At 64.5% G+C, this 16,379-nt stretch carries 17 protein-coding genes and 3 tRNA genes; 11 read left to right on the top strand and 9 right to left on the bottom strand.

Translation table 11 applies throughout. The features are described 5' to 3' along the window. Positions 1 to 14: 14 nt before the first annotated feature. The 3 genes from NX780_RS11450 to cysS form a co-directional block, all read right to left on the bottom strand. Positions 15 to 992, bottom strand: a complete 978-nt coding sequence (locus NX780_RS11450; protein ID WP_258827985.1) for an acetyl-CoA carboxylase carboxyltransferase subunit alpha — start codon at positions 990 to 992, stop codon at positions 15 to 17. A 121-nt stretch (positions 993 to 1,113) separates the two neighbouring features. Further along, positions 1,114 to 1,764 carry a DNA-3-methyladenine glycosylase family protein gene (locus NX780_RS11445; protein WP_258827984.1) on the bottom strand — a complete coding sequence of 217 codons (651 nt, stop codon included), beginning with the start codon at positions 1,762 to 1,764 and terminating at the stop codon, positions 1,114 to 1,116. Next, a complete protein-coding gene (cysS, locus tag NX780_RS11440; protein WP_258827983.1) occupies positions 1,764 to 3,149 on the bottom strand; it encodes a cysteine--tRNA ligase in 1,386 nt (461 codons plus the stop codon). The genes NX780_RS11445 and cysS overlap by 1 nt, the downstream gene beginning before the upstream one ends. Positions 3,150 to 3,359: 210 nt before the next feature. Here cysS and NX780_RS11435 point away from each other — a divergent pair, with 210 nt between their 5' ends. The 3 genes from NX780_RS11435 to NX780_RS11425 are packed head-to-tail and all read left to right on the top strand — an operon-like array spanning position 3,360 to position 5,348. Further along, positions 3,360 to 4,019, top strand: coding sequence for a peptidylprolyl isomerase (locus NX780_RS11435; RefSeq protein WP_258827982.1), 660 nt, complete (start codon positions 3,360 to 3,362; stop codon positions 4,017 to 4,019). A gap of 50 nt (positions 4,020 to 4,069) precedes the next feature. Next, positions 4,070 to 4,561, top strand: a complete 492-nt coding sequence (locus NX780_RS11430; protein WP_036207674.1) for a peptidylprolyl isomerase — start codon at positions 4,070 to 4,072, stop codon at positions 4,559 to 4,561. Positions 4,562 to 4,601: 40 nt separating this feature from the next. Further along, on the top strand, positions 4,602 to 5,348 hold the full coding sequence (locus tag NX780_RS11425) for a UDP-2,3-diacylglucosamine diphosphatase (RefSeq protein ID WP_258827981.1): 747 nt from the start codon (positions 4,602 to 4,604) through the stop codon (positions 5,346 to 5,348). Positions 5,349 to 5,447: 99 nt separating this feature from the next. On the opposite strand, the gene NX780_RS11420 is transcribed toward NX780_RS11425, so the two are convergent. Beyond that, entirely contained in the window at positions 5,448 to 5,864 is a 417-nt protein-coding gene (locus NX780_RS11420) for a type II TA system antitoxin MqsA family protein (RefSeq protein WP_258827980.1), read from the bottom strand. A 166-nt stretch (positions 5,865 to 6,030) separates the two neighbouring features. On the opposite strand from NX780_RS11420, the gene NX780_RS11415 reads away from it, so the two are divergent. Genes NX780_RS11415 through NX780_RS11400 form a run of 4 tightly spaced genes read left to right on the top strand, consistent with a single transcriptional unit; the run spans position 6,031 to position 9,059 of the window. Then, positions 6,031 to 6,408 (top strand): GntR family transcriptional regulator, encoded by a 378-nt coding sequence (locus tag NX780_RS11415; RefSeq protein WP_258827979.1) that lies wholly within the window; start codon positions 6,031 to 6,033, stop codon positions 6,406 to 6,408. Continuing rightward, entirely contained in the window at positions 6,405 to 7,262 is an 858-nt protein-coding gene (locus tag NX780_RS11410) for an ABC transporter ATP-binding protein (RefSeq protein WP_258827978.1), read from the top strand. The genes NX780_RS11415 and NX780_RS11410 overlap by 4 nt, the downstream gene beginning before the upstream one ends. Then, positions 7,259 to 8,227, top strand: coding sequence for a hypothetical protein (locus NX780_RS11405; protein ID WP_258827977.1), 969 nt, complete (start codon positions 7,259 to 7,261; stop codon positions 8,225 to 8,227). Before NX780_RS11410 ends, NX780_RS11405 begins: the two co-directional genes overlap by 4 nt. Before the next feature lie 4 nt (positions 8,228 to 8,231). Then, entirely contained in the window at positions 8,232 to 9,059 is an 828-nt protein-coding gene (locus NX780_RS11400) for a hypothetical protein (RefSeq protein WP_258827976.1), read from the top strand. Here NX780_RS11400 and NX780_RS11395 read toward each other — a convergent pair. The 4 genes from NX780_RS11395 to rnr all read right to left on the bottom strand — a co-directional run bounded on the left by NX780_RS11395 (position 9,019) and on the right by rnr (position 13,857). Then, complete coding sequence (locus tag NX780_RS11395) at positions 9,019 to 9,714, bottom strand: YceH family protein (RefSeq protein WP_258827975.1); 696 nt, start codon at positions 9,712 to 9,714, stop codon at positions 9,019 to 9,021. The two genes, NX780_RS11400 and NX780_RS11395, sit on opposite strands and share 41 nt — an antisense overlap. 8 nt (positions 9,715 to 9,722) lie before the next feature. Further along, a complete protein-coding gene (gene cysE / locus NX780_RS11390; RefSeq protein ID WP_258827974.1) occupies positions 9,723 to 10,460 on the bottom strand; it encodes a serine O-acetyltransferase in 738 nt (245 codons plus the stop codon). Positions 10,461 to 10,590: 130 nt separating this feature from the next. Continuing rightward, a complete protein-coding gene (rlmB, locus tag NX780_RS11385; protein ID WP_258827973.1) occupies positions 10,591 to 11,334 on the bottom strand; it encodes a 23S rRNA (guanosine(2251)-2'-O)-methyltransferase RlmB in 744 nt (247 codons plus the stop codon). Between the two features lie 3 nt (positions 11,335 to 11,337). Next, positions 11,338 to 13,857: a ribonuclease R gene (gene rnr / locus NX780_RS11380; protein ID WP_258827972.1), complete on the bottom strand. Its 2,520-nt coding sequence runs from the start codon at positions 13,855 to 13,857 to the stop codon at positions 11,338 to 11,340. 335 nt (positions 13,858 to 14,192) lie between these two features. On the opposite strand from rnr, the gene NX780_RS11375 reads away from it, so the two are divergent. From NX780_RS11375 to NX780_RS11360, 4 genes are all read left to right on the top strand, one after another. Beyond that, positions 14,193 to 14,277 (top strand) — tRNA-Leu (locus NX780_RS11375). A gap of 103 nt (positions 14,278 to 14,380) precedes the next feature. Beyond that, a tRNA-Leu gene (locus NX780_RS11370) sits at positions 14,381 to 14,465 on the top strand. A gap of 55 nt (positions 14,466 to 14,520) precedes the next feature. Further along, positions 14,521 to 14,605, top strand: a tRNA-Leu gene (locus NX780_RS11365). Between the two features lie 122 nt (positions 14,606 to 14,727). After that, positions 14,728 to 15,945: a DUF1444 domain-containing protein gene (locus tag NX780_RS11360; RefSeq protein WP_258827971.1), complete on the top strand. Its 1,218-nt coding sequence runs from the start codon at positions 14,728 to 14,730 to the stop codon at positions 15,943 to 15,945. Here the strand turns inward: NX780_RS11360 and cueR are convergent. Further along, positions 15,942 to 16,331 (bottom strand): Cu(I)-responsive transcriptional regulator, encoded by a 390-nt coding sequence (gene cueR / locus NX780_RS11355; RefSeq protein ID WP_258828034.1) that lies wholly within the window; start codon positions 16,329 to 16,331, stop codon positions 15,942 to 15,944. The two genes, NX780_RS11360 and cueR, sit on opposite strands and share 4 nt — an antisense overlap. Positions 16,332 to 16,379 lie beyond the last annotated feature (48 nt).

The following is a 16,379-nucleotide window of genomic DNA, read 5'->3' as shown; positions in this document are numbered from 1 at the left end:
TCAAGCTGCGCGACTCACTCTTCGCGCGGCAGGGTTTCCTTGAACTTGCCATAGGCCATCAGCTTGGCGTGACGGGCGTCCAGCAGTTCCTTGGTCTTCATGCCCTGGAACTGGCGCAGGGTGTCGGCCAGTGCGCGCTTGAGGAGCTGGGCCATCTGCTTCGGATCGCGGTGGGCGCCGCCCAGCGGCTCGTTGACGATCTTGTCGATCAGGCCGATGGCTTTCAGGCGGTGGGCGGTCAGGCCCAGGGCGTCGGCCGCGTCGGCGGCGCGCTCGGAGGTCTTCCACAGGATCGAGGCGCAGCCTTCGGGCGAGATCACCGAGTAGGTCGCGTATTGCAGCATCAGCACCGCGTCGCCGACGGCGATGGCGAGTGCGCCGCCCGAGCCGCCTTCGCCGATGATGGTGGCGATCAGCGGCACTTTCAGCTCGGCCATGACGTAGAGGTTATGGCCGATCGCTTCGGACTGGCCGCGCTCCTCCGCGTCGATGCCCGGGAACGCTCCAGGGGTATCCACAAAAGTGAAGATCGGCAGGCCGAATTTTTCCGCCAGCTTCATCAGGCGCATGGCCTTGCGGTAGCCTTCGGGCTTGGGCATGCCGAAGTTGCGCATCGCGCGCTCTTTGGTGTCGCGGCCCTTCTGGTGGCCGATGACCATGCAAGGCTGACCGTTGAAACGGGCCAGGCCACCGATGATCGACTGGTCGTCGGCGAAGGTGCGGTCGCCATGGAGCTCGTGGAAGTCGGTGAAGATCGCGTTCACGTAGTCCATCGTGTAGGGACGCTGGGGGTGACGTGCGATCTGCGACACTTGCCACGGGGTCAGCTTGGCGTAGATGTCCTTGGTCAGTTGCTGGCTCTTCTTGGCCAGGCGGTCGATCTCTTCGGAGATGTCGACGGCGGAATCGTCCTGCACGAAGCGCAGCTCTTCAATCTTGGACTCGAGCTCGGCGACCGGCTGCTCAAAATTGAGGAAAGTTGTTTTAGTCATTGTACCTCCGGATTATTTCGTGGCCGCAACGTTCCGTTCGCGCGGCAGTGGACTGATTTTGGGGCGTATTCTACCGTACCCTTGGCGGGTCGGGACGCCGACATGGGGCTTATCTACTGGTTTATACTGGGTCGAGGCTGCGCCACAGGTACCAGGTTGCCACCGTACGCCAGGGTTCCCAGTTGGCCGCCACCTCGCGCGCATCGCTGCGGGAAACAGGTTCCCCCGAGAAATAATTCTGGCTGATGCCCTGGATCAGGCCGGGGTCGTCGAGCGGCAGCACGTTCGGCCGGAGCAGATTAAATATCAAAAACATCTCCGCTGTCCAGCGGCTGATGCCGCGGATCTGGACCAGTTCGGCGATGACGGCCTCGTCGTCCATCTGCGACCACAGGTCGGCATGGACACGTTTTGCCTTGAAATGGTCGGCGAGATCCAGGATGTATTCGGTCTTGCGCTTGGACAGGCCGCAACCGGCCAGCTCGCCTGCGCCGGCTTTCATCACTTGTGCGGGCGACAGCTTCGGGCAGATTGCCAGAAGCTTGGCCCAGGCCGCGTCGGCGGCCTTCGGGGTCACCTGCTGGCCCACGATCGAGCGCGCCAGGGTCGTGAAAGGATCAGGTTGGCCGCGCAGGTGCAGGTCGCCGATCTGCGGGATGAGCTTGTTCATGATGCGGTCGCGCTCCATCAGCGCGGCCTTCGCCTCCGCCCAGTAGGCGGGGACGGTCAGCTCCGGCACGGCGGCCGTGTCCCTGTCCTTGTGCGCGGCCATTATGCGCGGCGCCAGGTCGTCGTTCCGTCCGGCTTGTCTTCCAGGATGATCCCGGCGGCAGTCAGTTCGGCGCGGATGGCGTCCGCTTCGGCAAAGTTACGGGCCTTCTTGGCAGCGGCGCGGCGCGCGATGGCGTCGTCAATACTGGCGTCGCCGCCTTCGCTACCGCCCTGCAGATAGGCTTGCGGCGCGCGTTCGAGCAGGCCCAGCACGCCGGCCAGCGCTTTCAGCTGGCGGGCTGCATCGAGCGATTTGCTGCGATTCACCTCGCTAGCCAGGTCGAACAGCTCGGCCACGGCCAGCGGCGTATTGAAATCGTCGTCCATCGCTTCGCGGAAGCGCAGGGCGTGTTCCTCGTCCCAGTCGACCGCTGGCGTCTCGGCGTCGATGTCGACGGTCGCCAGCGCCGTGTACAGGCGGGTCAAAGCGCCCTTGGCGTCGTCGATGTGGGCGTCCGAATAATTCAGCGGGCTGCGGTAGTGGGCGCGCAGGATGAAGAAGCGGATGACTTCGGCGTCGTACTTCTTGAGCACGTCGCGGATGGTGAAGAAGTTGCCCAGGGACTTGGACATCTTCTCGTTGTCCACGCGCACGAAGCCGTTGTGGATCCAGTAGTTCACCATATTGCCGCCGAAGGCGCCTTCGGACTGGGCGATCTCGTTCTCGTGGTGCGGGAACTGGAGATCCGCACCCCCGCCGTGGATGTCGAAATGTTCGCCGAGGGTGGCGCAGGACATGGCCGAGCACTCGATGTGCCAGCCCGGACGGCCCTTGCCCCACTTCGAATCCCACTTCGCCTCGACCGGCTCGGACTCCTTGGCGGCCTTCCACAGCACGAAGTCGAGCGGATCGCGCTTGCCGCTGCTCACATCCACGCGCTCGCCGGCGCGCAGGTCGTCCAGCGACTTGCCGGAGAGCTTGCCGTAGCCTTCGAAGCCGCGCACGGCGTAGTTGACGTCACCATCCTCGCTCCTGTAGGCAAGGCCCTTCGACTCGAGCTGCTCGATGATCGACAGCATCTGCGGCACGTGCTCGGTCGCGCGCGGCTCCAGGGTCGGAGGCAGCATGTTCAGCGCGGCGATGTCTTCGTTCTGGTACTTGAGGTTGCGCTCCACCAGCTGGCCGATGGTCTCGCCGTTTTCCACGGCGCGGCGGATGATCTTGTCATCGATGTCAGTGATGTTGCGGACGTACTTCACCTCGTAGCCCGAGGCCATGAGCCAGCGATAGATGACGTCGAAGGCCATCATCATCCGCGCGTGCCCGACGTGCACGAAGTCGTAGACGGTCATGCCGCACACATACATGCCGACCTTGCCGGCTTCCATCGGGACAAATACCTGCTTATCACGCGCGAGCGTGTTATAGATCTTCAGTTGGCTCATGGGTAGGTTCTGGTGAGGGTGAGGACAGGGACGCGCCAGCGTCGGGATCGTCTGAACCCTCGGGTGTTGTTCTTCTTTGATAGAATGGGACGTTCTGCGCAAAGTATAGCATTGTTAAAATCCCGGCTGGCCGCATATGGTTCAGCTTTATTTTTCGGGAAAAGACTTGACACCGCCTTGACCGGGGTCCATCAGAGGAGAGCATCCAGAATGACCATTTCCTTCCGCCGTACACTGATCAAGGGCCTGACCCTGGGCGCAGGCGCCCTGCTGCTGTCCGGCGCCGCCCTGGCGCAGCAGGCCGAGCCGCAGGCCGCACCCACCCTTGACGCAGCCCCGGCCGCGCCCGTCGTCAAGGGTCCGCAGGTGTCGATGAAGACCACCATGGGCGAGATCGTCCTCCAGCTCGACGAGGAGCGCGCGCCCAGGACGGTTGCCAACTTCATGCAGTACGTCAAGCAGGGCTTTTACAAGGGCACGATTTTCCACCGCGTGATCGACGGCTTCATGATCCAGGCCGGCGGCATGAACGAGAAGTTCGAGGGCCGCAAGACCAACAAGCCGGTCAAGAACGAATCCAACAACGGCCTGTCGAACCAGCCATACACGATCTCGATGGCGCGCGAAGACCACCCGGACTCGGCCACCTCGCAATTCTTCATCAACGTGGCCGACAACTCGGGCATCGACTATCCGAACTACCAGGGTTCCGGCTACACCGTGTTCGGCAAGGTCGTGAAGGGCCAGGAAGTCGTGGACAAGATCAAGGGTGTGGTGGTGGACGACGTGCGCGGCATGCAGAACGTGCCGGTGGTGCCGATCTTCATTAAGTCCGTTACCGTGCTCAAGGGCGACAAGCTTGTAAAATAGCGGATGTGCAATCTTGCATCCTTCAATAACACCTTAGAACAGGACACCAGATGACCAGCGTACGCATGACCACCAATATGGGCAACATCACCGTCGAACTGGACGCCGACAAGGCGCCGAAGACCGTTGCCAACTTTATCGACTACGTCAACAAGGGTCACTTCAGCAACACCATCTTCCACCGCGTGATCAAGGACTTCATGATCCAGGGCGGCGGCTTCGAACCGGGCATGAAGCAAAAGCCGACCGACGCGACCGTCGAGAACGAAGCCAAGAACGGCCTGAAGAACGACAAGTACACCATCGCCATGGCCCGCACCTCGGCGCCGCACTCGGCGTCGGCACAGTTCTTCATCAACACCAAGGACAACGCCTTCCTGAACTATCCGGGCCAGGACGGCTGGGGCTATGCCGTGTTCGGCAAGGTCACCGAAGGCCAGGACATCGTCGACCAGATCAACGGCGTGAAGACCACCCGCAGCGGCATGCACTCGGACGTGCCGGTCGACCCGGTCGTCATCGAGAAGGTCGAAGTCATCTGATGAAGTCGGTGCGCGTGGGGCGGCTGTACCCTTCGATTCAATGAGCACGCCCGCGCGCACCTACGCGCTGTTCATCTCGGACCTGCACCTGCAGGCCTCGCATCCGCGTACGGCCGAAGCGTTCTTCCGCTTCCTGGCCGAGCATGCGGCCAAGGCCGAGCGGCTCTACCTGCTCGGTGACATCTTCGAATACTGGGCCGGCGACGACGATCTCGCCGAGCCTTTCCATCAGCAAGTGATAAACGCCATTCGCGCCGTCAGCGCTGCGGGTACGCGCGTGTACTGGCTGGCCGGCAACCGCGACTTTCTCGTGGGGCCGGGCTTTGCCGAAGCAGCAGGCTTGAGCCTGCTGGAAGAACCGCATCTCATCGAAACGGCCGGCCGCCGCATCGCCCTCGTGCACGGCGACGCCCAGTGCACGGCCGACCTCAAGTACATGGCCTTCCGCGCCCAGGTGCGCGATCGTGCCTGGCAGCAGCAGTTCCTCGGCATGTCCCTGGCGCAGCGCAAGGCCATCATTGCCGGGCTGCGCGAAGGCAGCCGCGAAGCGCAGGCGGGCAAATCCTACGAGATCATGGATGTGACGCCTGATGCGGTCGAGGCCGTGTTTGCGCAGACCGGGGCGGATGTCATCGTCCATGGACATACGCACCGGCCGGCGGTGCATGAGGTGGGCGGCAAGCTGCGTTATGTGTTGCCGGATTGGGAGCTGGACGCCGAGCCGCAACGCGGTGGATGGATCGAGCTGGCCAGCGATGGCACCCTGACCTGCCATTGTCTTACGTAGGGTGGTCGGCTCTGCCGACCGCGCGTTCAGCTCCCTTGTGAAATGACGCCACGGCTGTTCTTGAGCTGTTTGGACGCGCGGTCGGCGAAGCCGACCATCCTACCGAACCGCATCCAGTAGCTCCGGGTGTTTGCCCAGGAGCCGCAGAAGCTTGACCAGCGCCACCGGCGCATGCGCCTCCCCCGCCTCGTAACGCGCGAAATCCCCCGCCTCGTCCCCCAGCAATTCATCGGCCTTCTGCCGCGTCAGCCCCAATGCTTTCCGCATCGCCCGGATCGTCTTGAGCTCCTCCGCATCCACCTGCTTGCGGAAGGCCTTGATCAGCTCCCCGTAATGCTCGTCCTCGCCGCGGGCAAACATCACTTCCTTGCAGCCGGCGCAGTGCTCGACCACGACGTCGGCGATGGTCGTGCTCTGCCCCTTGTAGCTGTACTGCATTTCCCTGATCGCATGCGTCAGCGGCGAAACGCCGCAGTTCGGGCATGTCAGCATCGCGTCCTCCTCCTGGTTCGGCACCCATCCTAGCAAAACGCGCCTGGAGGCCGCGCCCGGGAAATTTGTTCAATATGTATATTGACACTCACCAAACCGCTGTTATACTTCACTACAACACCACTTCAACCAAGCACCAACACGGAGACGAATATGCAACACGAACCAATACCGCAGAGGAGGACTGGACATGACAGTCGGCTGGAATGACAACACCCCCATTTACCGCCAGCTCAAGGAGCGGGTGGTCGGCATGATGCTCGACGGCGTTCTCAAAGCCGGCGACGCCCTGCCCTCGGTCCGCCAGATCGCGGCCGAATATCAACTCAATCCGATCACCGTATCGAAGGCTTACCAGGAACTGGTCGACGAGAACTTAGTGGAAAAGCGAAGGGGAATTGGCATGTACGTTACCGAAGGAGCAAGCGAGAAACTGTTGACCACCGAGCGGGAACGCTTCATCCGCGAGGAATGGCCCGCCATGGTCGAACGCATCCGCCGCCTCGGCCTGAACGTCGAGCAGCTGCTCAAGGCCTCGGGCAACAACGCCCCGGGAGGTTCAGCATGAGTGCCGTCATCTCAGCGCGCGGCCTGAGCAAGCACTACGGCAAGCGTACCGCCGTCGACGGCATCGATTTCGACATCGCGCCAGGACGCATCGTCGGCCTGATCGGCCCCAACGGCTCGGGCAAGACCACCACGCTCAAGGCGGCCCTCGGCCTGATCCCTTTCGAAGGCCAGCTGTCGGTGCTCGGTTTCGACCCGCGCACCCAGCGCGACGATCTGATGAAGGAAGTCTGCTTCATCGCCGACGTCGCCATCCTGCCGCGCTGGCTGCGCGTGAAGGATGCGATCGACTTCGTGGAGGGCGTGCACCCGCGCTTCGACCGCAAGAAGGCGGAGCGCTACGTGGCCAACACCAAGCTCAAGCCCGAAATGAAGGTCAAGGAAATGTCGAAGGGCATGATCGTCCAGCTGCACCTGGCGCTGGTGATGGCCATCGACGCGAAACTGCTGGTGCTGGACGAGCCGACCCTGGGCCTCGACATCATCTACCGCAAGCAGTTCTACCAGAATCTGCTGGAAGACTATTTCGACGAGCAGAAGACCATCGTCATCACCACCCACCAGGTGGAAGAGGTCGAGCACATCCTGACCGACCTGATGTTCATCCGCGAAGGCAGGATCGTGCTGGCCGCCTCGATGGAGGAAATCGGCGAGCGCTATACCGAAGTGATGGTCCCGGCCGACAAGGTCGGCGCCGCCAACGCGCTGGCGCCGATCGACCAGCGCACCGTGTTCGGCAAGTCCGTGATGCTGTTCGATGGCGTGTGCCGCAAACAGCTCTCGCAGCTCGGCGAAACCCGCAATCCCAGCGTTGCCGACCTGTTCGTGGCAACCATGAAAGGAACCTACGCATGAAAACGATGAAATGGCTGCTCCGGCGCGAGCTGTGGGAACACAAGGGCGCCTTCTTCTGGGCGCCGCTGGTGATCGCCGCGGCCATGGTGATCCTGATGGGCGGCGGCTTCGCCTACAGCATGGCCTTTGGTGATGCCACGAACTTCCAGTGGCAAGGCCAGAACGTGGTGTCGATCCAGGGCTTCCCGCAAGACCTGCGCTACAAGATCGCCCACGTCGCCGCCACCGGCTACCTCGGCGTCGCCGCCCCGCTGTTCATGGTGCTGGCCGTCGTGGTGTTCTTCTACTGCCTGGCCGCCCTGCACGACGACCGGCGCGACCGCAGCATCCTGTTCTGGAAGTCGCTGCCGCTGTCGGACCGCGATACCGTGCTCTCGAAAGTGATCACCGCCCTGTGCGTGGCGCCCTTGATCACGATCGCGATCGGCGTGGCGACCTCGCTGGTGCTGCTCCTGATCGGCATGATCGCCGCCGCCGGCAAGGGCCTGAACCTGTTCGCGCCGGTGCTGATGGAACCGAGCCTGTATCTCAGCCCGCTGTACCTGCTGGCCTTCCTGCCGCTCTACATCCTGTGGGCGCTGCCGACCGTGGGCTGGCTGCTGCTGGTGTCGAGCTGGGCGAAATCCAAGGTCTTCCTGTGGGCAGTCGGCATTCCGCTGGTCTCGCTGCTGCTGCTGTTCTGGCTGAACTTCATGATCAGCCCGGTGGCGCCGATGCAGTTCGATATCGACTTCATCGGCGAGCAGATCGTCGCCCGCATGCTCGGCGGCCTGATGCCCGGCGTGTGGCTGAGCGAGGTCGACGGATCGAGTTTCTCGCACATGAAGAACGGACTGGACGCCATGCTGGTGCTCGGCGAATCCTACCGGACCCTGGCCAAGCCCGGCGTGTGGCTCGGCGCCCTGGCCGGCGCGGGCATGATCTACGCGGCGATGCGCCTGCGCCGCTGGCGCGACGAGGGCTGAGCGAATGCGCGCCCTCCCCGCCCTGCTGTTCGGGAGCGTGCTCTTCTACGGCGCCGGCACGGCCGGCGCCGCGGATGAGCCGGTCCGCGAACTCGATCCCGTGCATGTGAACGCCATGCGCAATCCCGAGGTCCGCAAGTACGAGCACATCCTCGCAGGCCTCGACGCCTTCGACAAGTACCACGCGCTGGCGCCCCAGGTCGACAGGCTGCGCTTCGTGGCCGAGCCCAAGGACCATCGGGCGCCGCCGGCCGTGCTCAAGGTGCGCCTGGTCGGCGACGATGACTTCACGCTGCCGATTGCGCTGGATGCCAACGGCCGCTTCGAGGTGCCGCGCAGCGAGGCGGCCGAGGATGCCGAGAGCGAGCTGGAACTGAACCAGAAGCGCGGCCTGTACCGCATCGGGGTCGAGGTCAGGACGCCCGGCCTGCCGGAGAACCGGCGCCGGCTCGGCGACCTGCGCCTCGAGTGCAAGGTGCAGATCGCGATCGCGAAGTCGGAGATCCCCTTCATCTGGGTAGGCGTGATCAACGGCCTGCTGCTGCGGACCGACTGGTGCAGCTTCTTCGGCGACGAGAAGTCGACCGCCTACAAGGGCGCCGCAAAGAACGCGCATTTCGGCTATCGCGCCGGAAAGCCGGTCAAGGAGGCGATCCTGGTCGAGGGCAATCGTTCCGCCCTCCTGCAGTCAAAAGGGAACTCCTACCAGGTACCGATCGGGAATTCGACCTGGAGCGACGAGGCGATGATCGAACTGACCTTCGCCGACGAGGCCCCGGTGATTGCGGCCGCTACTGGAACTGCTGGCGAAACGCCTCGAACTGCGCCTTGAGGCTTTCCAGTTCTCCGCGCAGGGCGGCGACTTCGGCCTCAAGCTGGCCGATGCGGCTGGCGCCGCCGCCACCCAGGCCGGCGCCGGCGCTCGGCGCCTCGTAGGTGGCGCTGATCTCGCCGCCCAGCAGGTGGCCGTAGCGCGGCTCCTTGGTGCCGGGGGCGCGCTCCAGGCGCGCCACCAGCGGCGGGTATTTATCGATCAGGAACTGCAGCACGGTCTCGACGTCCTGCACGCTCTTGAATTCGAACAGGCGGCCGGTGCGGGTGCGGATCTCGCCGGCGGTCTGCAGGCCGCGCAGCATCAGGATGCTGAGGACGGCCACCTTGTCCTGCTCCAGCGTCCATTTGATGCGCATGCGGTGCTCGTACTTCACCACGCGCGCGCCGGCCTGCGAAATGGCGTTCACCAGCTTCTTCTCGATCAGGCGCTGCAGGGTGTCCTGCGCCACCTCGTCGGTGAGCTGCATGATGGGGTCGCGGCTCGACACCTGGTTGCAGCCGTTGACGATCGCGTTCAGCGACATCGGGTAGTTATCGGGGGTCAGTGCCTCTTTTTCGGCGAGCACCGCGAGCACGCGGATTTCATGCGGATCAAGTACAGCAGCATTCGTGGCGGCGCCGTTCTCCGGCGCGCCCGTCACGTCATTCGTCATGCGATTCCTCAGTCGACCAGTCGGTTCAGTTGTTCGGAATCGAGTTTATCACCCTCGGTGAGCTTGGGACAGCACAGGCCGGCCTCCCGCATGGTGTTGGTGAGCCGTTCGATCTGCTCGTCCTGGCGCGCCACGTGGTCGATGAGACCGCGCAGGGCTTTCGAGAGCGGGTCGTCGCCGTTCGGCGTGACCCCGTAGGCCGCGAACAGCTGGGCGCTGCGCGACTGCTCTTCCTTGCGGATGATGTGGGCCGGATTGCCCACCGCCGTCGCGCCGCCCGGCACCGGCTTGATGACGACGGCGTTCGAGCCGATCTTGGCGTACTCGCCCACCGTGAAGGCGCCCAGCACCTGGGCGCCGGCGCCGACGATCACGCCGCGCTCGAGCGTCGGGTGGCGCTTGGTGCCGGCCACCAGGGTCGTGCCGCCGAGCGTCACGCCCTGGTAGATGGTGCAGTCGTCGCCGACCACGGCGGTCTCGCCGATGACCACGCCGAAGCCGTGGTCGATGAAGACCCGGCGGCCGATGGTGGCGCCCGGATGGATCTCGATGCCCGTCAGGACGCGGGCGAGATAGGAAATGAAGCGGCCGACCCACTTGAGCCCGAGCTTCCAGCAGGCGTGCGCCCAGCGGTGCATGATCACGGCATGCAGGCCGGGGTAGCACGTCAGGACTTCCCAGCCGTTGCGGGCGGCGGGGTCGCGCTGGATGATGCTATGGATATCGTCGCGTAAGTTAGAAAACATAATAAGCATGATCGCAAACCAACGATGATGGTAGCGTATGTTGCAGCGGTTTGCTTGGGAGGACTGCGGAGGATGCCCCGGGCGGGGCCGCGGGCTCCCGCTCGTTGCGGGAACCCGTGCTTCAGAAGGCTCAGCCTTCGCGCGCGATGCGCTGGCGGCGCGCTTCGTACAGGCAGACGCCCGAGGCGACCGAGACGTTCAGGCTCTCGACCGAACCGAACATGGGGATGCTGACCAGGAGGTCGCAGGTTTCGCGGGTCAGGCGGCGCATGCCCTCGCCTTCCGAGCCCATGACGATGGCGGCGGGGCCGCTGAAGTCGGCTTCGTACAGGCCCTTGTCGGCGTCGTCCGAGGTGCCGATCAGCCAGATGCCGCGGTCCTTCAGCTCGCGCATGGTGCGCGCCAGGTTGGTGACGGTGATGTAGGGAACGCTCTCGGCGGCGCCGCTGGCGACCTTGGCGGCGGTGGCGTTCAGGCCGACCGCGCGGTCCTTCGGCACGATCACCGCATGCGCGCCGGCGCCGTCGGCCACGCGCAGGCAGGCGCCGAGGTTGTGCGGGTCGGTGATGCCGTCCAGGATCAGCAGCAAGGGCGGACCCTCGATGGCGTCGAGCAGCTCGTCGAGGTTGCGCGCCAGCGCCAGCTGGCTGGCGAAGGCGATCACGCCCTGGTGGCGGCGGGTGCCGGTGATCTTGTCGAGACGCGCGGCCTCGACCGGCATGACGCGCACGCCGGCCTCTTTCGCGTTGGCGATCAGGGCCTTCATGCGGGCGTCATTGCGCTCGGCATCGACGAAGATCTCTTCCACCGATTGGGCCTCGTGGCGCAAGCGCGAGGTCACCGCGTGGAAACCGAAAAGCATTTTGTTTTTCATGTATTACTTCTTCTTCCTGCTGGTTTTGGCTGCGGGGGTCTTGGCCACCGCCTTGGTTTTCGGTGCGCTCGCGGTTTTCACCCCGGCCGCACTCTTGGCTGGCGTCTTGGACGCCGTGGTCTTGCGCGCGCGCGGCGCACGGGTCGGCGGAACGAAGACGACGTCTTCTTCGACCGGCTCCGGCTGCACTAGCTGGTCGGCCGGGCCACCCTTGGCCTTGCGCTTCTTCGGCGGCTTCGGCTCGAGCGCCTCGATGGCGGCCTGGCGCGCACGCTCGAGCGGCGCCGGAACGGCTTCCTGCGATTCGGCCAGCACCAGGTCGATCTTGCGCGACTCGAGGTCCACGCGCGCGACCTTGACGGCCACCTTGTCGGTCAGCTTGTAGACCTGGCCGCCGCGCTCGCCGCGCAGCTCGTGGCGCGCCTCGTCGTACTGGAAGTAGTCGGTGCCCAGGGCGCTGATGTGCACCAGGCCTTCCACGTACAGCTGGTCGAGGGTCACGAAAATGCCGAACGGCGTCACGCCGGACACGGTGCCGGTGAAGTCCTCGCCCAGCTTGTCCTGCATGAAGTAGCACTTCAGCCAGTTCTCGACGTCGCGCGAAGCCTCGTCGGCGCGGCGCTCATTGGCCGAGCAGTGCACGCCGAGCGCGTCCCAGATCGTCAGGTCCTTCTCGTTCTTTGCCGTGCCCGCGGCCTTGTCCTTGGCTTGCTGCTTGCGGGCCGAATTCGACAGCGTCGTGTTCAGCTTGCCCAGCTCGATGCCCTTCGGCTCGTACTTCTTCCCTTGCAGGATGGCCTTGATGGCGCGGTGGGTCAGCAGGTCCGGGTAGCGGCGGATCGGGCTGGTGAAGTGGGCGTATGCCTCATAGGCCAGGCCGAAGTGGCCGACGTTGTCCGGGCTGTAGACGGCCTGCTGCATCGAACGCAGCAGCATGGTCTGCAGCAGGGCCGCGTCCGGGCGCTCCTTGATCTTCTGCATCACTTCGGCGTAGTCGCGCGCGGTCGGCTTGGTGCCGCCGCCCAGGTTCAGGCCGACCAGCTTCAGGAAGGTACGCAGCTGGTTCAGCTTCTCTTCGGTCGGCACCGCGTGGATACGGAAGGTGCCCGGATGCTTGTGGCGGATCAGCAGGTCGGCCGCGCACACGTTGGCGGCCAGCATGCACTCCTCGATCAGGCGGTGCGCATCGTTGCGGGTGCGCGGGATGATCTTCTCGATCTTGCCGACGGCATTGCAGACGATGTAGGTCTCGGTGGTCTCGAAATCGATCGCCCCGCGTTCCTGGCGGGCCTTCAGGAGCGCGCGGAACACCTCGTTCAGGTTCAGCAGGTGCGGCACGATGCCCGGACGGCGCTGCGCTTCGGGACCGTTCGTGTTGCCGAGGATCTCGGCCACTTCGTTATAGGTCAGGCGCGCGGCCGAGTGCATCACGGCCGGGTAGAACTGGTAGGCCTTCACCTCGCCGTCCTGGCTCACGACCATGTCGCACACCAGGGTGCAACGGTCTACCGCCGGGTTCAGCGAACACAGGCCGTTGGACAGCTTCTCCGGCAGCATGGGGATCACACGGCGCGGGAAGTAGACCGAGGTGCTGCGCTCGATCGCATCGACGTCCAGCGCGTCGTTGGGCTTGACGTAGTGGCTGACGTCGGCGATTGCTACCAGCAGGCGGTAGCCCTTGGTGCGGCCGATCTTGACCGGCTCGCAATAGACCGCGTCGTCGAAGTCGCGTGCGTCCTCGCCGTCGATGGTTACCAGGGGCACGTCGCGCAGGTCGACGCGGTCCGCCAGGTCGGCATCGACCACTTCGTTCGGCAGGCGGTTGGCCTGCTTCAGGGCGGCGGGCGAGAACACGTGCGGCACGCCGAACTTGCGCACGGCGATCTCGATTTCCATGCCGGGGTCGTCCAGCTCGCCCAGCACTTCGGCGATGCGGCCGGTCGGCTGCTGGAAGCGCGAAGGCTGCTCGATCAGCTCGACGCTGACCACCTGGCCGGCCTTGGCCTTGCCCGGGCCGCCCGACACCAGCACGTCCTGGCTGATGCGGTTGTCTTCGGGCGAGACGATCCAGACGCCGCCCTCGTTCATCAGGCGGCCGATGATGTGGGTGTTGGCGCGCTCGACCACCTCGACGATGGTGCCCTCCAGTCGGCCCCGGCGGTCGGTGCCGGTGACTTTCGCGCGCACGCGGTCGCCGTTCAGCACCTTGTTCATTTCCTTGTCGTTCAGGAACAGGTCGTCGCCGCCCTCGTCCGGAATGACGAAGCCATAGCCGTCGCGGTGCGCGCTGACCTTGCCGGTGATGAAACCGGACTGGTCGGCCAGCACATAAGTGCCGCTGCGGTCGGCGCGGATCTGGCCGTCGCGCTCCATCGCGTTCAGGCGGCGGCCCAGCACTTCCTGTGCCGCGGGCTTGACCTTCAGTAGACGCGCCAGGTCGGCCGCTTCCAGCGGACCCTTGGCACTGCGGAAGACGGCGAGGATTTCCTCGCGGCTAGGAATGGTATGAGTAGGTTGCTTCAAATCGTTTTCTTATTTCTCTTAATAATGGGCGCCGCCAATGCGGCATTTGATTAACACCTTGGCAGGCGTAGTGTAAGGGATTGCCATCCGATTCGCCTAACATATGCGGCGAAGCGTGCTCGCGGAAACTGGTGCGCAAGAAGCGAAAGACCTCGCTGCGGGGTCTTTGACTTTTGAAATCCTTCCGCTATAATCTCGGTCTCTTCAGCAACGCTTGCAAGCCGAAGCGGGAGAGAAAGCAGTAGCAGGAAGAGCGTCTTACGCTGGAATCGAACGAAAGTTGATCTAGCGAAAAATGACAAAGCCTGATATTGTAGCAGAGTTAGCAGTTCAGTGCCCACGTGGCGGAATTGGTAGACGCGCATGGTTCAGGTCCATGTGCCGCGAGGTGTGGGGGTTCGAGTCCCTCCGTGGGCACCACTCTACCGGTAGTACACCGCAGCAGTATGCAGTATCGTAGGCCTGGCGGGTTTCCCGCCGGAGCGGAAGGCAGCACAGTAGTAGCAGCAATCGAAGTAAATATGCCCACGTGGCGGAATTGGTAGACGCGCATGGTTCAGGTCCATGTGCCGCGAGGTGTGGGGGTTCGAGTCCCTCCGTGGGCACCATCTACCGGATGACTATCCGCAAGTTGTAAAATGTTTTTGCTGTAGCAGTATCAGTGCCCACGTGGCGGAATTGGTAGACGCGCATGGTTCAGGTCCATGTGCCGCGAGGTGTGGGGGTTCGAGTCCCTCCGTGGGCACCAAACTCTACCTTGGATCGATCAAGATCCCGCAAAACGCCGTAAGCTTTGAAAAAGGCTTACGGCGTTTTGCGTTTATGCCCTTCGTTTGGACAGGCGCGGCAATTCCTCATAGACTGCGCCCCATGTCCCTCTTCGATTTCTTCCGCCGGCCGCCGACGCCAGCCAAATACGCCCAGCTGCTCATCAAGAAACTGGCCATCCACCAGCCGGGCGAGCCGGTCCGCTACGACGAAGCGGGCTTTCGCCTGCTGGTCGGCGCCAGCGGCGGCCACGTCATCAACCTGCACAACCTGTACAGCGAATATTGCGCTGCCAGCAAGGCCGATCGTGTGCTGCAGCTCGAACGGACGGTGGCCTCGATGCAGCCGTCCGGGATACCGGCCAGCTTCGCCGAGGCGCGCGCCCACCTGATGCCGGCCCTGCGCGGCCGCGGCATGATGGAATACCTGCGCCTGATGGAGCCTGGCCGCGATCCCGGCACGCCGTCCGGCTTCCTGGTCCTGCCGTTCAGCCGCGACGCGGCGCTGATGCTGGTCTACGATGGCGACGATGCGATGCAATCCTTCGGGCCGGACCAGCTGAAGCAGTGGGGCGTGAGCCTGGAGGAGGCGCTGGCCGCCGCGATGGACAATCTGCGCGACGCGACGGTCGACCGCTTCACCCGGGTCGCACCCGGCGTCTACGCCGGCGACTGGGGCGACGCCTACGATTCCTCGCGCCTGCTGCTGCCGGACCTGGCCCACCGCATCGCCGGCGCCAATCCGCTGGCGATGATCCCGAACCGCGGCACCTTGCTGCTCGCCTCGGGCAACGACGTCGAAGGCGTGCGCGCCATGGCCGCGCTGGCCCAGCGCATCGCCGACGAGGACACGCGGCCGGTGTCGGCCCTGCTCTACCGCTTTGTGGACGGCCGCCCGGTCGAGCACCTGCCCGAGGACGGGGAAGTCCGCGCGGCGCTGGCGCGCCTCGACCGCCAGTACCGCCATGGCGACTATGCGGCGCAGAAGGAGACGATGGACGAGCTCCACGAAAAGGACGGCAGCGACATCTTCGTGGCCACCTACAAGGTGATGCGCATCGAAGAGAGCGGCGAGGAATACAGCCTGGCCAGCTGGACCAAGGGGGTCGACACCCTGCTGCCGCGCACCGACCGGGTCGCGCTGTTCGTGCCGGCCGACGGCGACGAGCAGAAGGAACTGCTGGTTCTGCCGTGGGACGCGCTGTACGCCGGCTGCGGCCACCTGATGCAGCCCGTGCCGCACGCCTTCCCGGAACGTTACCGCGTCACGGCCTTCCCCGAGCTGGCGCCGCTGCGAGCGCTGGCCCTGAACCTGGGCTAGCTGGCCGCCAGGTCGTCGAGGATCGGGCAATCCGAGCGCGCATCGCCGTGGCAGGAGGCGGCCAACGATTCCAGCGTGCGGCGCATGGCCTGCATCTCGGCGATCTTGCGGTCCAGCTCCGTGATGTGGCTGCGCGCCAGGGCGCGCACGTCGGCGCTGGCGCGGCTCTTGTCCTGCCAGAGGCTCAGCAGGACCCCGATCTGCTCGAGCGAGAAGCCGAGCTCGCGGGCACGGTGCACGAAGCGCAGCACGTGCACGTCCTGGTCGGAATACAGGCGGTAGCCGCTGTCGGTACGCCGCGCCGCGTCGATCAGGCCGATCGATTCGTAGTGGCGGATCATCTTGGCGGACACGCCGGACGCCTTGGCGGCCTCGCCGATGGTCAGGGCGGCTTGCTGCATCGTCATCTCCTGTTGTTTTCCAGGGCAGCATAC

It is taken from the genome of Massilia agri, from assembly GCF_024753255.1.
Lineage (GTDB): Bacteria > Pseudomonadota > Gammaproteobacteria > Burkholderiales > Burkholderiaceae_D > Telluria > Telluria agri.
This window is presented reverse-complemented; position numbering and strand designations above follow the sequence as displayed.

What these genes read in the sequence shown, in the direction of transcription:
- NX780_RS11395 (WP_258827975.1), bottom strand. Translation starts at nt 9,714, where the DNA reads ATGACGAATGACGTGACGGGCGCGCCGGAGAACGGCGCCGCCACGAAT.
- NX780_RS11360 (WP_258827971.1), top strand. Translation starts at nt 14,728, where the DNA reads ATGTCCCTCTTCGATTTCTTCCGCCGGCCGCCGACGCCAGCCAAATAC.
- NX780_RS11445 (WP_258827984.1), bottom strand. Translation starts at nt 1,764, where the DNA reads ATGGCCGCGCACAAGGACAGGGACACGGCCGCCGTGCCGGAGCTGACC.
- NX780_RS11410 (WP_258827978.1), top strand. Translation starts at nt 6,405, where the DNA reads ATGAGTGCCGTCATCTCAGCGCGCGGCCTGAGCAAGCACTACGGCAAG.
- NX780_RS11400 (WP_258827976.1), top strand. Translation starts at nt 8,232, where the DNA reads ATGCGCGCCCTCCCCGCCCTGCTGTTCGGGAGCGTGCTCTTCTACGGC.
- NX780_RS11450 (WP_258827985.1), bottom strand. Translation starts at nt 992, where the DNA reads ATGACTAAAACAACTTTCCTCAATTTTGAGCAGCCGGTCGCCGAGCTC.
- NX780_RS11430 (WP_036207674.1), top strand. Translation starts at nt 4,070, where the DNA reads ATGACCAGCGTACGCATGACCACCAATATGGGCAACATCACCGTCGAA.
- NX780_RS11425 (WP_258827981.1), top strand. Translation starts at nt 4,602, where the DNA reads ATGAGCACGCCCGCGCGCACCTACGCGCTGTTCATCTCGGACCTGCAC.
- cysE (WP_258827974.1), bottom strand. Translation starts at nt 10,460, where the DNA reads ATGTTTTCTAACTTACGCGACGATATCCATAGCATCATCCAGCGCGAC.
- cysS (WP_258827983.1), bottom strand. Translation starts at nt 3,149, where the DNA reads ATGAGCCAACTGAAGATCTATAACACGCTCGCGCGTGATAAGCAGGTA.
- NX780_RS11405 (WP_258827977.1), top strand. Translation starts at nt 7,259, where the DNA reads ATGAAAACGATGAAATGGCTGCTCCGGCGCGAGCTGTGGGAACACAAG.
- rlmB (WP_258827973.1), bottom strand. Translation starts at nt 11,334, where the DNA reads ATGAAAAACAAAATGCTTTTCGGTTTCCACGCGGTGACCTCGCGCTTG.
- NX780_RS11415 (WP_258827979.1), top strand. Translation starts at nt 6,031, where the DNA reads ATGACAGTCGGCTGGAATGACAACACCCCCATTTACCGCCAGCTCAAG.
- NX780_RS11435 (WP_258827982.1), top strand. Translation starts at nt 3,360, where the DNA reads ATGACCATTTCCTTCCGCCGTACACTGATCAAGGGCCTGACCCTGGGC.